Origin of the sequence: Photorhabdus aballayi (assembly GCF_026153155.1) — a bacterium.
Lineage (GTDB): Bacteria > Pseudomonadota > Gammaproteobacteria > Enterobacterales > Enterobacteriaceae > Photorhabdus > Photorhabdus luminescens.
The window spans coordinates 41,301-55,358 of record NZ_JAPFCD010000002.1; the positions used below are offsets into that span (position 1 = coordinate 41,301).

A 14,058-nucleotide genomic window follows, 5' to 3' on the forward strand; every position below is an offset into this window, starting at 1 on the left:
TTCAATTACTTTCATTCGCAAAATATCTCAACTTATGTGATATTTTATTTAATGATGTAATGTAGTATTAACGATTATATCTAGCTTTCTATTTAACTGATGCAAAGCCAATTCAACAACTTCAACCTTTGATGAATGTTCAACATCAAGAAGCCGATCAATCTGCGGCCCCTTTTGTCCCAGCCGTCGAGCAAGATCGGCTTTGCGTGTTCCTGTTTCTACCATTGCATTATGCAATGCCGCTTTCATTACGACGAGAATAGGAAGAGTGACGATGTATTCACCTGCCTCCAACATGGATGCTTCAGGTATAGGCCGACGTTTGTCAATTTCTATAGAAATAGCCGTAACCAACCCATCAATAGATTCTAGAAGAGCTTCGTCAACTGAGTCACCTACTGAGTTGAATAAGGGAAGATCACGACAACTTGCCACATAACTTCCTGTCTCTTCGTCATATTCTAGTTTTATAGGATAATTAAACATAGTACCTCTCTTTAAGATAGATAACCGGAATTTAAAGCCCCAGATCCTTCATTATTTTCTTCCTCAATGGTTCAGGAATCTCTTTGGAACCATGATCGGGGAAAACCGACGATTTACCGTTTATGGATACCTTTCGGTGGCTTCCTCCCCCCCTAGCCTTCTCTATTAGAACTCCTTGAGAAATTAGCCATCGGCGAAACTCACTGTATTTCATCCACACCTCCTTTTCGACCAAGCAATCATGACACATAAAACAGCAAATACAACATTTTTGTTTCATTTAACAACAGTTGTGATAACTCATAGAGCAAAATTCTAAGCAAAGAACTCCCCCTAACGATACAAAATACCCATTAGCAGCCCTTCGCCAACAAAATTTTGGCGGAAATGCATCGGCAACGCGACACATATAAGCAGGTATGTGTATACTGTTATAAGAATTTTATTCTGCTTTATTTAATTGTTATCCAATCAACCAAGATACCACCATGATCCAAGGTACGTTATATATTGTCTCTGCGCCAAGCGGAGCGGGTAAATCAAGTCTGATTCAGGCTTTGTTAAAAACTCAACCTTTGTATGATACTCAGGTTTCTGTTTCTCATACCACGCGTGCAATGCGCCCCGGTGAGAATCATGGTGAGCACTATTTTTTTATCACGGAACAAGCCTTTCGCCAGATGATCGATAATAATGAATTTTTGGAACACGCCCGTGTTTTCGGTAATTATTACGGTACATCCCGGAAAGTGATTGAAGAAACTCTTGCTAGTGGGGTTGATGTCTTTCTTGATATCGATTGGCAAGGAGCACAGCAGATCCGCAAACAAATGCCATCTGCCCGCAGCATTTTTATCCTGCCGCCGTCAAAAGAGGAGCTTTGTCGCCGTTTGCGCGGCCGAGGGCAGGACAGTGAAGACGTTATTGAAAAACGTATGGCGCAGGCCGTTGCAGAAATGGTTCACTATAACGAGTATGATTATTTAATCGTTAATGATGATTTCAATACGGCACTGGCCGATCTGCATACCATCATCCGTTCAGAACGCCTGCATCGGGAGCGCCAGGCACAACGGCATGATGCTTTAATCAGCAAATTATTGGCAGACTGAACCAAGTTTCAGTATCATGCCGAGTCATTTCTTTACCTGTGGAGTCGCACACATATGGCACGCGTAACTGTTCAAGACGCTGTAGAAAAAATTGGTAACCGTTTTGACCTGGTATTGGTCGCCGCTCGTCGAGCACGTCAACTGCAAACAGGCGGTAAAGACCCGCTGGTTGCGGAAGAGAACGATAAAGTGACCGTTATCGCTCTACGTGAAGTGGAAGAGGGGCTGATTAACGGTAAGATCCTGGATGTCCGTGAGCGCCAGGAACAACAAGAGCAGGAAGCCGCAGAAATGCAGGCAGTTTCAGCTATCGCGGAAAGTCGTCGTTAATCTACGGTAGGTCTGCCTTGTATCTGTTCGAAAGCCTGAATCTGCTTATCCAAAAATATCTGCCTGGGAGTCAAATTGAACTCCTCAAGCAGGCTTACACTGTTGCGCGGGATGCCCATGAAGGGCAAACCCGCACCAGCGGCGAACCCTACATTACGCACCCGGTCGCGGTGGCCTGTATTCTGGCCGAAATGCGTCTCGACCATGAAACACTGATGGCCGCTTTGTTGCATGATGTTATTGAAGATACGCCCGCCACCTTTCAAGATATCGCCCAGCCTTTCGGGCCGGTGGTCGCCGGGTTAGTTGAAGGGGTTTCCAAGCTTGATAAGCTGAATTTCCGCGATAAAAAAGAGGCTCAGGCGGAAAACTTCCGCAAAATGATCATGGCGATGGTACAGGATATCCGCGTCATTTTGATCAAACTGGCAGACCGTACCCATAATATGCGTACTCTCGGGGCATTACGTCCAGATAAACGCCGTCGCATCGCCCGGGAAACGTTAGAGATTTACAGCCCTTTAGCGCATCGTCTGGGTATTCACCACCTGAAAACCGAGCTAGAAGAGCTAGGGTTTGAAGCTCTCCACCCTAACCGCTATCGGGTTATCAAAGAGGTGGTAAAAGCGGCCCGCGGCAACCGTAAAGAGATGATCCAGAAAATTCTGTCGGAAATTGCCGGCAGGCTGGCCGAAGCCAATATTGAGTGCAAAGTCAGCGGCAGGGAAAAACATCTCTATTCTATCTACCGGAAAATGCACCTCAAAGAGCAACGTTTCCATTCCATTATGGATATTTATGCCTTTCGGGTCATCGTTAACAATGTTGATATCTGCTATCGAGTTTTGGGGCAGATGCACAGCCTGTATAAACCCCGCCCCGGCAGAATAAAAGATTATATCGCTATTCCTAAGGCCAACGGTTATCAATCCTTGCATACTTCCCTGATTGGCCCTCACGGCGTACCCGTTGAAGTCCAGATTCGCACCGAAGATATGGATCAAATGGCTGAAATGGGCGTCGCGGCACACTGGGCTTACAAAGAACAGAAGGAATCGAGTACCGCCGCTCAAGTTCGCGCACAACGCTGGATGCAGAGTCTGCTGGAATTACAGCAAAGCGCCGGCAACTCTTTTGAATTTATCGAAAGCGTTAAATCTGATCTGTTTCCTGATGAGATTTACGTTTTCACCCCGAAAGGGCGGATTGTGGAATTACCCGCGGGCGCTACCCCGGTTGACTTTGCTTACGCCGTACACACCGATATTGGTCATGCCTGTGTCGGCTCGCGAGTTGACCGCCAACCCTATCCCTTATCTCAATCGCTGACCAACGGCCAGACAGTGGAAATTATTACCGCGCCGGGCGCTCGGCCAAACGCCGCCTGGCTGAACTTTGTCGTCAGTTCAAAAGCGCGCGCCAAAATTCGCCAATTGCTAAAAAACCTTAAGCGGGAAGATTCGATTGGGCTAGGTCGCCGTCTGCTAAATCACGCGTTAGGTAATGGGAAAAAGCTGGTTGATATTCCACCGGAAAATGTCAATAAAGAGTTGACGAGAATGAAACTCGCGACAATAGATGATCTGCTGGCTGAAATCGGACTCGGCAATACCATGAGCATCGTCGTCGCCCGCAACCTGCTAGGCGCACAAGAAAGCAACACCAGTAGTAGCAATAACAATAGTAGTAATAACACAGGAGCACGTAAATTACCCATCAAAGGCGCTGACGGCGTGCTCATTACTTTTGCCAAATGCTGTCGGCCCATCCCCGGCGACCCGATTATCGCCCATATCAGCCCCGGTAAAGGGTTGGTTATCCACCATGAATCCTGTCGTAATATTCGTGGCTATCAGAAAGAGCCTGAGAAATTTATGGCGGTAGAGTGGGATAAAGATATCAACAGCGATTTTATTGCTGAAATCAAGGTCGATATGTTTAACCATCAAGGGGCGCTGGCAAATCTGACTGCCGCCATTAACGCAGTAAATTCCAATATTCAGAGCATGAATACAGAAGAGAAAGATGGCCGGGTTTACTGCGCTTTTATTCGGCTGACCACCAAAGACCGCATCCAGTTAGCGAATATTATGCGTAAAATCCGAATTATGCCGGATGTGATGCGAGTCAGCCGTAACAGAAACTAAACCCGCTAAATTCTCCTATTGTTCAGGGAATCTGCTTCTGATTATTATTTACTGCACCGACTAGCCGTGCAAATCAGCGGGGTGAACAACCAAAGCGCTATCCGCAGCAGCCCCATAAGGCACCATCGGCGATGGCGTCGCCGGATACGGGGCTGGCGGCGCATCACCTCGGTTATCAAAGAATAAACCAATCAATATTGAATCAACCTCACCCAATATGCGGTCCAACCAACCGTCTCCACCCACACCAAACATTAACGCCAGCCCAATAGCAATAAACAATAGCGGTAAAATCCACGCTCGGCACCAATACACTAATAACATACGGGGATACCGAGAGTAGCGAACTTTGTTGCCTAACAACACCCCACAGACAGTGAGCAGTAAGATGCCGATAACCAGTACCACTCGGCTTATCAGCATCCCACAAGACTTCACCCACAGAATCGATAAAAACGCATCCTCCATCATGCCCCGCCAGACAGCCACATGTGTCATACACTTTAGGAAATAAACGGACCGCAAGCACGTTGCAAAAACCAAGCGCGCATATGATGAATCCGTGCTGATGTCAGGGAGCTCGCCGACTTCACCGTTTTTGTCACCAGTATCGGGTTCCTCTGGGGCATAGGTTCAGCGACTGCCGTAACAATCAACATCAGACGCCGACTCCCGTGTTTTTCACGAAAAAAGACTTTTTCACAGGAAATCACATCACTCCGCTCATTGTAGATATAATTCATCACATCCCTTGCCCGGCGTTCTGACACCCGAAACACCTGACTAATTTCATTTTTGGTAAATCCGCGCCCCTTCAATAATCCCCAATACGCGACCGCCAGGTACAACGGTGTATCATTCAAATGAGACAAGCAGACAGGCAGACGAAAATCCCCATGATTACTCTGCTTGCCGGTAATCGTCTGACTTCCAGGCAAATCGGTCTGGTTGCCGCTCATCTGAAGCAGCACTGAATCATTAACATTGATTGTCATTTTACTCTCCCCTGGTGACTAACTGGTCAATCTGTTACCACATGAGAAATGAAATAGTGTGATTTATTGAGATGAAACACTCGGGCGACTAAGCCGCCATGCCATATTTAAATACCCTGCCATCGTAGGCGTTATCGCACGACTAACGTTGCGTTCATAGTGGTCTGAAATTCACCATAAGTACCCGGGTTTAACGCCTTTACTTGCCAAAGTTGCACATTAAATCGGTTTTGAGAGACATAGGTGTTTGGCGTATTACCCACAGTAAAATACAGAACATCCGCCGGGTTAGTTGGAGGACCAAATTTTACTGGCTTGTCTTTCACGTTTGGCGCCGCCAACTGAGTATTCCCGCCTATCACATTCGGCACCACTTTAATCCTCAGCGCATCATCGAAGTCAGGCACCACGATACTTTCATTATTATCAGCTAGCTGTGGGGCGGAAAACTGCAAAGTGGCTACTCCTCCGGCCTTGTTCTTATCGCTCACCGTGCATGTAATGTTCATAGGAAAATATCCATCAGACCTGCTGAATTCACCTGTTGGGAGCTGTGCCGGATATGGCCCGGGCGACCGGAGAACCTCTCCCATCACTACTAGCCCCGCATGAGAGGCAGAGGTACCTGCATCTAAACCGCAAACCGGCGGGTCCAGTACTGTTACCGGGTCTTTGATAGGCGGAAAGCGTGGTTTGGACCACGACATGAACTCCTCTCCATCAGCCAAAATACTTAAAATTGGTGCGTTATCGTCACTATCAAATGCGACTTTTTCATCAGGATTCCGCTGCCATGAAAAATTTACCCCACGACAGGACACATCAAAATCGAGGTCACTTATCCTTCCCTCTGCTATATTCTTATCATCCTGATTATTAGGATTTTCCGGCTGGAAATATAATGGTTGAGAAAGATTTTCATTGGGGTATGGCTTATCAAGACTCACCGTAAAGTGTTGAATGGCTGTTCCTTCAATAGGATGCTTAGTATGGTAATAATGAGATTTAGCTATAATTGTACATTCGTAACTGCCTGACACCACTCTAGGGACTTTAAAAATTTCACCGCGCCCTGCTCTGAGCTGGAACCGGACATCCTCCAGAAATTTCTGATCATACGAGGTGGTTTTACTCGCTATCCTCTTCCTATAAAACGGAAACACATCTAATGTCGCTTTACCCGCTGCCGGGTAAGTGATTACTCCATCACTGCGCTTTACCATCCGCTCAGGCCCCAAGACTTTCAAGGTTGTATCAGCGTTCCAATTTAGTGACTCGGCAAACACTGAGGGAGAAGAGAAGATAGCCACCACGGATAAACATATCATTGCCACCCATATCGGCCACTTACGACAACAAACCGCCATCCAACCAATATCCTGTTTTAACTTGTTAATAAACGTCTTACTCTTCGTATTCATCGGCTGCCCAACCGGGAGTAACTTCCCGGTTGCTATATTAGAAATTTTCATTCGTTGATATCACTCCATCCCGGCCAGATTACACTCACCTTTCAGAGGTTCCCCTCTAATAACTATGCCTCTAATAACTATGGTTTTCTGCATCAGGTTATCAGCGCAGACCCACAACATTCCGCCTCATCTTAACGGCAGGTTTCGTTCAATTGCCTCATGGGACTCCAGCTCTTATCTTTTTTCGCATTTACCGGAGGAGGCCCCAGGTTAAACACCACCTCACATTGACTATCCGACGCGCTGCCCCACTTCACTTTGAGTACCCCGTTGGGAGGCATGCCGCTCAGGTACACTTGTCCACCCTCCCCAACGATCGCCGCCAGGTTTGTTTCTGTATCCCCTTTAAGCCTCGCCATTGCTCCAAACGGTACCGGCTTACCGTGATAGAGCAAATTCATCAGCAATTGCTGCCCGATACGCACGGGGTAATCCACCATCACAACCGCCCCTTTAGTCGGGAATACGTTCTTGCTACCCTGTGCCATATCGGCCCCCTCCGGCAACGATGACGGATCTAAACTGATACTATTACGGCTGTACGTCTGAGCATAAGGCACCACCGCATATCCCCAGCGATTAGTCGAAATCGAGTCGGAGTTCATCACACGAATACCGCCAACCCCCGAGGTCCGCACCAATACCGCAGCATCACCAATCCGCGATGCCAACGTGACGCCATGCTGATGGGCGATCAATCCGCCACTAACCCCGTAGTTCACACCTCGTCCTCCCGATGAATCATAGTTGTATCCCAAGCTGGCCTGCCCAATGGAGCCACGGTATCCCATTGACACTGACCCGCTGTTTCCCTGCCCTTTATTCGCCTGACTTTGCGATACGCTCCAAGACAGACTATTGTCATCCAGCACCGATCCGCCCAAACCTAACTGGTTACTGCTGCGCCCGGTACTATCATGGAACAAGCTATAATTGGCGTAGGCATTGTTCAGCGCCGCATAGGAGCCGAACAGACTGAGAGGAATGTTGACGTTCAACGAAACTTGCCGGTTCTCAGGCCAGTCGCCGTCGCCACGTATGCGATCAATGCTGTAATTGAGCCCCCAGCCCACACGGTAGAAAGAACCATTCAATCCCATCGACAGAGTGGTGTTAGTTTTAGAACTGCCCCAGTAGTTATCCCGCTGGCCACTGAGCCATAGGGAATAGTTACCCGGCAATGACTGGCTCAATCTCATTTGCCAACTGCTACGACGTCGTTGAGACATCCAGGAAGGGAGTTCCCCCCAAACCGTGTAACCTTGGGTATTAACATCGGAAAAACTAAGGTAATTACGTGTGGAATAGCGGTACGCGGTTAAATCCACCGTCGTGCCAGAGGTCAGCATACTTTTCGAATATTTAGCGCGGTAAGATTCTCCGCGCTGGATGTCAGCCATATTTTTCAATCTGGCCCGAGAAGTGGTGATATCCGCAGATAACGCCCCCATCATACCAAGGGAAAGCCCGGTCCCCAGCGCTGCGGACTGGTACGATTGCGAGACCAAACCACCACCGTATACCGTGACATTGCCGGGCAGACCATAAATCATTGAGACCATGCCGAATACTGGCTTATGCCCGCCACTACTATACCCACTACTGTGATAACGCCCCGCTGCCGCTTCGTACTTGAATTGACCCTGCCGCAACATCATCGGCAGGCTAGAATAAGCCTGACTGAACCCATGATGGGTACCATCAGCCTCGGTTATCGTTACCTGCAAATCCCCACCGGTACTGCTACCCACCAAATCTGTGATACGAAATGGACCTGGCGCGACATTGGTTTGATAAACCACACTGCCATTTTGCGTCACCGTCACCTGAGCATTAGATTTAGCTATCCCGCTGATAATCGGAGCAAAACCACTCTGCCTACCCGGTATCATCGAATCACTGGTGGCCAACCCAATCCCACGATAGGGGAAACCATCAAATACCTGACCCGCCACACTGCCGGTCGAAGTATCCCCTATCGTCAGATCACTGCGTAACGCCACCACATCCCGCTGCAAATAGGTTTGTAGGAAGTTCCATCTTTGCTGGGATTGAGTGGTTTTTTTCATTGCGTCATTAAGTGAGTCATACCGGTTATAAGTTTGAGTACTATAAGAATAGGTCGCCGTGTTACGAAGACGCCAAGCCCCCAGATTCAATCCAGAATTGAAGCTACCGAATAAGCTCTGATTAGCCTGTTTATTACCAAACTGTGAACGTCGATTCTGACTGCCATTAATACTGTAATTCAATATAAAAGCCGGGATGCCCTCTTGCCATAACTTCGGATCAACCTGACCATTGGCTGAAGGCTTCATCGCTATTTGGGGGATACTCAAATTTAACCGCATCTGGGAAAAGTTGAGGCGGGCCGTAGCCTGGGGAATAAATTTATCTAACGGGCTATCTATCGGCTTATCCGCCGGCAAAGTTTTTAATGCCGGCGTGCCGCTGATATTGACACCGGCGGTCTCTAACAAATCTGGGGTAAGTACCGGAACCAGCTCGCTGTCGCCATTACGCTGGAACGTAATATCCCGTGAATCAAAAAAAGTCCCATTCACGTAAATGTCTACCCGATAAGTCCCAGGCGCTTGACCTCCAGCAGTTTCAAACTGCGATAAATCCACCGATTGCCCTGAATTCGAACCAAAGTCCAATAAAGCCGGGTCGAAATAATCACGCCCTATCGCCTGAACACTCCACCCAGTCAGAAACGCCAGCACCATCCGACAGAAAACCAGAGCAAGGCGCAATTTCACCGGACACTTTAATAGAACCAGAGAAATAGAAATATTTTGATTTACACGATGATAAATAGGCGGCCGTTCTAAACAGCAATTTATCACCGGAATTAACATTTTCATTATTAAAATCGCCATCTCTTATTTAAATATATTTAACTCATATCTACTCTGTCGGTATCTGTAATATTGCTATTAGCCACATTTGTTATTAACCATATTTGCTATTAACCAGTTATTAACCACTGCCAGATACAGTAATAGATCGACTCTCTTCATCGGTGCCTAAGCCGAATTCATCAATAGCACGCCACGATATCGTGACATTATTACCAGGAGACATTTTGCCCACCGGCAGTGACCAGCTCTGCTGACCAAATGGCGGCACCATCCTAAATAAATCCTGCTCCGGTACGACAAACGAATTCACATGTAAAGCCTGCAATGTGATCCAAAACGGTGACGGATTAGTCAGCGTTACAACGCTCTCTTTTACTGACGCGCTTAATTGTTTCACTGCGCCGGCAACGCCCTCTTTTGGCAATCCTTCAGGACGATAGAACACCTTCACCGCTAAAGCCGTCGTCATTTTCACCTTGCCTGAGAAACCCTTAGATACCGATGATGGTTTCTCAGAAGGCAACATACGCACATTCAGAAAGAACAGAGATTCCCGATCCTTAGGAAAATCCCCACCGGTACGCAGGATTTTCAGCACCTGCCGTTCATGCGCATCCACCTTGGCAATAGGCGGAATCACGATAAATGGCGCCTTAATATCCAGCGGTAAACCGGTCGCAGGGTCCAATTCCCGTACCGTTGACTGAATCAGATAATTACCGTCGCTGTTATTGATGAATGTTGAAGGAACGCCATTGTTGAATGATTCAAGGTAAAGCACACGGGCATCATTGATATATAACGCCCCCATCAGACTCTCTTCCGCCCTCAGTGGTAAAACCGGTGATATCATTGCCAGAGCGCATAACACAGACGTCACTCTCTGCTTTATTGAAACTTTACGCTCCGCCATGTGATGCTCTTCCAATCTCAAAATATACTCAACCAGCCTGTAACGTACCGCTCTGTAACTTACTCACCCCGCCGATATCGGTGATCATCGACCATTCCACCTTACTGCCAGCTTTGCCCGCCTGGGGAAAAGTGGTCTGGCCGAAAGGGACCAATATTGACGGAGCCTTGTCAAAATTCACCGCCTTGCCGTCGAGTTTCAGTTGGGCAAAAGTCTGGTAATACGGTGTTGGGTTGGTCACTACGACACTATCGCCTGCTCGTGTAAACGTCAGCCGACTACGGGCCTGTTCCGGCGTCATCGGCAGCTTATCCGGCCGGTAGATAAGTTTAATGTTCATCCCCAACGAGATAGATAGAGATGCGCCAATCTCATCTTGCTTCCCGTTGCTATTTCCCTTGCTGTCATCAGTTGTTTTCTTCGCCGGGATCGCATTAATCCGAAAACGAAACAGAGACTCACGATCATCAGGAAAATCACCACCGGTACGCATAACCCGCATCACATTCAAGCTATTGCCCTCCATACGGAACAACGGGGGCAGCACAGTAAACTCCGATGAACGAGTATTTGGGTTATCCCACGGCGTCACCGCAGCTTGTACCAGATAGACCTCTTCGCCTGAATTTTGCAGTGAGATGCTTTGCACCTTGTCGCCCTGCTGATAAATAATACGCGTCTTCCTCAACATAAGACCTGCGTGTGCTGATGACGACGCCATAACCGCCCATATCCCCAGCATCCCCATAACTATCAGCTTTTTCATATATCCCACTTCATCTCAGATACTCTTCCTCAACTACACCCGACTGATAACGTTATCTACTTCAAACGCTCATAGGAAAACTCAAAATGTATGGTCACTCGCGTCTCTCCTCCGCATAACACATTGGTCTCGTTACCCTCAGTTTTACACGTTGCTGGATTATTTTTGTCACCTAAACCACCCACATAAGCCCGGAACGTCCTCGTTACTCCATCTTTTGCGGACGGTAACGGCACCTGAAACGGATCATTGATAGGCTTCGCCTTTACAAACGTCTGGTTGCCAAGGTCCTGTAACCTAATCCCCACACCCTTGGTAGTACCACTATCATTTATAGGCATGAACAGTTCCGGATCTTGTGTGACAAAATTATTACCCCATATGTACAACGCTGGCGATTGGCCTGGACTACCTGGACTACAGTGACTGAGCTGAACTTCCAAATCTAAGGCTGAACTTTCCACATATTTGCTATTTCTAAGTTGATTCGCATAGACCTGAGGCATAGTATCGTTATAACTATCAGTACCAGTAGCTCCGCCATACTTGCCGTTTACACTCAGCGCACAAGTCGGACGCAACAGATTGCCTTTAATTGTGATCTCAATATTCTTACCATCCGCCTGAACCGACAAAGCCACGCAACCGATACTCCATCCAATCAGTATCATGATGAGTAACGAATATTTCGCTCTGCTGTGACATGTTATTAACTCACGGTTTATAAGAGTGTTATTTTTCGCTTTCATCTAACTCTCTTCCCCTCATTGGTCCCCATTTTTATCATCTGTGATCAACCGCATCTCAGGGATAAGAATAGGTAAACGCGACTCGCGCAATTAATGAGCCAGGTCGAATAACCTTACTATCTTTTCCACGCGCAACCGCTACTGTTACCGGAAGCTGTGCACGACCATCATCAAAAAATAGCGAATCAAGGCGATTCTCATGATTATTTATTACCAAGTTACCCCAATCTATTTTCCCTTCACCTCCTAAATGAACAATAAACCCCAACCCCTCAGAGGCGTTATCATCGGAACCAGAGACAGAACCACGGAATATTGAACCTTGTTCAGCGTCGATGGTGTTTCCTGACACAGTGATAACAGGTCTACTCGGTGAAACATCCGGATCACCACAATTGGTTAATTCCAGATTAAATCTCCTGGGGTTTGATATATGCCCTGCCTGACTGAACTCCGCCGCTGGCAGCGAACCAAAATTCAGCTCCGAGCCATTGATATCACTACCACTGATCCCTACGTCACAAGGTTCAGGCACGACAGTTATAGACAGATTTACGTTTATCCCACTCGATTGCGTCGATGGGATTGGAGGGGGTTTAGAATCTTCAGATTCAGCCATAACGCTGCCTGCCAAGAACAGCGCAGCTAACATAACCCCCCAACAAAACCGGAGTACCACGATACGCAACGTCGAGCAGCCGCCATTACTCAGAAAAGCTGGTTGGTCGCCCACTCTGTTTTTTTCTTGCTTTGTCACTTTGTGTTCACCTTAAACTCACTCGTTTACAACTCTGCTGTTAATGAATCGCGCTGCAAACTCAACGATAATCAAATGTAAAATTCACGTTGGCATAGATTTTTCCTGGCTTTTTACAGACCATTACCGTCTCCCCGGCTGCCGGGGCGCATACCAGTGAAAATCTCACCGGCACAGAAGGAGTTTGATCGTTTATGACTGTGCCTTTATCCGCCAGATAAAATGGTTCACTATCCGCTATATTTGAGGACCACTCCGTTCCATTAAGCTTCTTCAAGCGCACTGTGACGCCCACGGCCTTTGAAACCGAATCTTCGCTTTTTTGACTACGAAACAGCGTGTTATCATTTGTACCAAAATGCTCTCCGGTAATGGTAATCGCAGGAGCAACCCTGTCTGCATCGATCACATCTGAGCAATTTCTCAGAGTGAGATTGGTTTCCCCGTAGGCGTTCCCTGATACCAAGCTGGCAAATTGCACTTTGCCCAAATCGATATTATTGTTATCCACCGTGACATCACACGTTCCGTAGGCAATGTCGGCCTTAAATGTGGCGATGGCAGAATTCGCTGCCCACAAGGGACCCGAAGAGAGCCACAGGATTCCTCCCATACCGATGTAATTCAGGTACCCGCGTAGACGCTGAATCCTTGAGATATCGGCTTTACTGAATTTCACCATTGAAGTTCTCTCCACCGCCGAGATCGCTAATCACCTCCCATTCCACTTTCTTTTTATTCTGATTATTTTGAGCGGGATAAACATGGCTACTGAAAGGCGCCAGCATTTGTGGATGGCTTTCAGAAAATTTCACCGGTACGCCATCAACTTTGATCTGGGTAAAGCTGATGTGATAAGGCGAATTGTTGCTAACTTGAATGCCATCGGGAGCATGGGTAAAGCGCAGGGCTTTGTATGCCTGCTCCGGCGTTCCCACCAATCCCGTTGGCCGATAAAATAGTTTGATGGTATTGCCGATGGCATAAGCTATCCCACCGCCAATTTTGGCGCTTTCAAAACGCCGACTCGGAGACGGAGAGCTACTACCAGGAATAGCAGAAGCATTAAAATAAAAGACACTCTCCCGATCAGTCGGCAACTTACTGGTATCACCTAAGATGCGCAGAACATTGGTTCCTTTAGGCTCCAAACGGAACAAAGGAGGAGAGACGTAAAATGGCGTTTTACCGTTGCCATCAACAGTGCGAGTAATTTTAGTCGTCACTAGGTAAGGGATATTAGTTGTTGTATTGCGCACCGATACCGTCGTCGCTTCGGCTTTATCCTGTAAGAAAATAATGCGCGTAACATCGATGCCAAATCCGCCTTCGGCCTGACTCTGCGACGCGAACAAAAACGCGCCCAATATAAGGCTTTTTACTATGATGTTGGGAAGTCGGAGTTTATTGATCATCTTTTGTTTCTCACTATTTTGGCTCTGCCCGCCAGTAACTGCCTAATAAAAG

At 47.4% G+C, this 14,058-nt stretch carries 15 protein-coding genes; 3 read left to right on the top strand and 12 right to left on the bottom strand.

Annotated features, from left to right (window positions below):
* Positions 1-48 precede the first annotated feature (48 nt).
* Positions 49-486 (bottom strand): type II toxin-antitoxin system HicB family antitoxin, encoded by a 438-nt coding sequence (locus OO184_RS01510; protein ID WP_265377688.1) that lies wholly within the window; start codon positions 484-486, stop codon positions 49-51.
* 31 nt (positions 487-517) lie between these two features.
* Positions 518-766, bottom strand: coding sequence for a type II toxin-antitoxin system HicA family toxin (locus OO184_RS01515; protein WP_376712533.1), 249 nt, complete (start codon positions 764-766; stop codon positions 518-520).
* 208 nt (positions 767-974) lie between these two features.
* Here OO184_RS01515 and gmk point away from each other — a divergent pair, with 208 nt between their 5' ends.
* The 3 genes from gmk to spoT are packed head-to-tail and all read left to right on the top strand — an operon-like array spanning position 975 to position 4,075.
* Positions 975-1,598 carry a guanylate kinase gene (gmk, locus tag OO184_RS01520; RefSeq protein ID WP_049584043.1) on the top strand — a complete coding sequence of 208 codons (624 nt, stop codon included), beginning with the start codon at positions 975-977 and terminating at the stop codon, positions 1,596-1,598.
* A 54-nt stretch (positions 1,599-1,652) separates the two neighbouring features.
* Positions 1,653-1,928 carry a DNA-directed RNA polymerase subunit omega gene (gene rpoZ, locus OO184_RS01525; protein WP_011144672.1) on the top strand — a complete coding sequence of 92 codons (276 nt, stop codon included), beginning with the start codon at positions 1,653-1,655 and terminating at the stop codon, positions 1,926-1,928.
* A gap of 17 nt (positions 1,929-1,945) precedes the next feature.
* Positions 1,946-4,075 carry a bifunctional GTP diphosphokinase/guanosine-3',5'-bis pyrophosphate 3'-pyrophosphohydrolase gene (gene spoT / locus OO184_RS01530; protein ID WP_132346376.1) on the top strand — a complete coding sequence of 710 codons (2,130 nt, stop codon included), beginning with the start codon at positions 1,946-1,948 and terminating at the stop codon, positions 4,073-4,075.
* 60 nt (positions 4,076-4,135) lie between these two features.
* Here the strand turns inward: spoT and OO184_RS01535 are convergent, their stop codons facing one another.
* From OO184_RS01535 to OO184_RS01580, 10 genes are all read right to left on the bottom strand, one after another.
* The gene (locus OO184_RS01535; protein ID WP_265377689.1) at positions 4,136-4,564 is read right to left on the bottom strand and encodes a hypothetical protein; all 429 of its coding nucleotides are present in this window, start codon (positions 4,562-4,564) and stop codon (positions 4,136-4,138) included.
* Between the two features lie 14 nt (positions 4,565-4,578).
* Complete coding sequence (locus OO184_RS01540; protein WP_265377690.1) at positions 4,579-5,070, bottom strand: CaiF/GrlA family transcriptional regulator; 492 nt, start codon at positions 5,068-5,070, stop codon at positions 4,579-4,581.
* Between the two features lie 131 nt (positions 5,071-5,201).
* Positions 5,202-6,542, bottom strand: a complete 1,341-nt coding sequence (locus tag OO184_RS01545) for a hypothetical protein (RefSeq protein WP_265377691.1) — start codon at positions 6,540-6,542, stop codon at positions 5,202-5,204.
* Between the two features lie 131 nt (positions 6,543-6,673).
* On the bottom strand, positions 6,674-9,409 hold the full coding sequence (locus tag OO184_RS01550) for a fimbria/pilus outer membrane usher protein (RefSeq protein ID WP_265377692.1): 2,736 nt from the start codon (positions 9,407-9,409) through the stop codon (positions 6,674-6,676).
* A 115-nt stretch (positions 9,410-9,524) separates the two neighbouring features.
* Positions 9,525-10,319 carry a fimbrial biogenesis chaperone gene (locus OO184_RS01555; protein ID WP_265377693.1) on the bottom strand — a complete coding sequence of 265 codons (795 nt, stop codon included), beginning with the start codon at positions 10,317-10,319 and terminating at the stop codon, positions 9,525-9,527.
* A 28-nt stretch (positions 10,320-10,347) separates the two neighbouring features.
* Complete coding sequence (locus OO184_RS01560) at positions 10,348-11,085, bottom strand: fimbrial biogenesis chaperone (RefSeq protein ID WP_265377694.1); 738 nt, start codon at positions 11,083-11,085, stop codon at positions 10,348-10,350.
* Between the two features lie 56 nt (positions 11,086-11,141).
* Positions 11,142-11,726, bottom strand: a complete 585-nt coding sequence (locus OO184_RS01565) for a fimbrial protein (RefSeq protein ID WP_265377695.1) — start codon at positions 11,724-11,726, stop codon at positions 11,142-11,144.
* Between the two features lie 163 nt (positions 11,727-11,889).
* A complete protein-coding gene (locus OO184_RS01570; RefSeq protein WP_265377696.1) occupies positions 11,890-12,591 on the bottom strand; it encodes a fimbrial protein in 702 nt (233 codons plus the stop codon).
* A 61-nt stretch (positions 12,592-12,652) separates the two neighbouring features.
* Positions 12,653-13,273, bottom strand: a complete 621-nt coding sequence (locus tag OO184_RS01575) for a fimbrial protein (protein ID WP_254921224.1) — start codon at positions 13,271-13,273, stop codon at positions 12,653-12,655.
* The gene (locus tag OO184_RS01580; RefSeq protein ID WP_265377697.1) at positions 13,257-14,006 is read right to left on the bottom strand and encodes a fimbrial biogenesis chaperone; all 750 of its coding nucleotides are present in this window, start codon (positions 14,004-14,006) and stop codon (positions 13,257-13,259) included. The genes OO184_RS01575 and OO184_RS01580 overlap by 17 nt, the downstream gene beginning before the upstream one ends.
* Between the last annotated feature and the right edge of the window lie 52 nt (positions 14,007-14,058).

Bases quoted from the DNA above. Each gene is read 5' to 3' on its own strand.
- OO184_RS01560 (WP_265377694.1), bottom strand. From the start codon at position 11,085: ATGAAAAAGCTGATAGTTATGGGGATGCTGGGGATATGGGCGGTTATG.
- rpoZ (WP_011144672.1), top strand. From the start codon at position 1,653: ATGGCACGCGTAACTGTTCAAGACGCTGTAGAAAAAATTGGTAACCGT.
- OO184_RS01540 (WP_265377690.1), bottom strand. From the start codon at position 5,070: ATGACAATCAATGTTAATGATTCAGTGCTGCTTCAGATGAGCGGCAAC.
- gmk (WP_049584043.1), top strand. From the start codon at position 975: ATGATCCAAGGTACGTTATATATTGTCTCTGCGCCAAGCGGAGCGGGT.
- OO184_RS01545 (WP_265377691.1), bottom strand. From the start codon at position 6,542: ATGAAAATTTCTAATATAGCAACCGGGAAGTTACTCCCGGTTGGGCAG.
- OO184_RS01580 (WP_265377697.1), bottom strand. From the start codon at position 14,006: ATGATCAATAAACTCCGACTTCCCAACATCATAGTAAAAAGCCTTATA.
- OO184_RS01510 (WP_265377688.1), bottom strand. From the start codon at position 486: ATGTTTAATTATCCTATAAAACTAGAATATGACGAAGAGACAGGAAGT.
- OO184_RS01550 (WP_265377692.1), bottom strand. From the start codon at position 9,409: ATGAAAATGTTAATTCCGGTGATAAATTGCTGTTTAGAACGGCCGCCT.
- OO184_RS01575 (WP_254921224.1), bottom strand. From the start codon at position 13,273: ATGGTGAAATTCAGTAAAGCCGATATCTCAAGGATTCAGCGTCTACGC.
- OO184_RS01515 (WP_376712533.1), bottom strand. From the start codon at position 766: ATGAAACAAAAATGTTGTATTTGCTGTTTTATGTGTCATGATTGCTTG.
- OO184_RS01555 (WP_265377693.1), bottom strand. From the start codon at position 10,319: ATGGCGGAGCGTAAAGTTTCAATAAAGCAGAGAGTGACGTCTGTGTTA.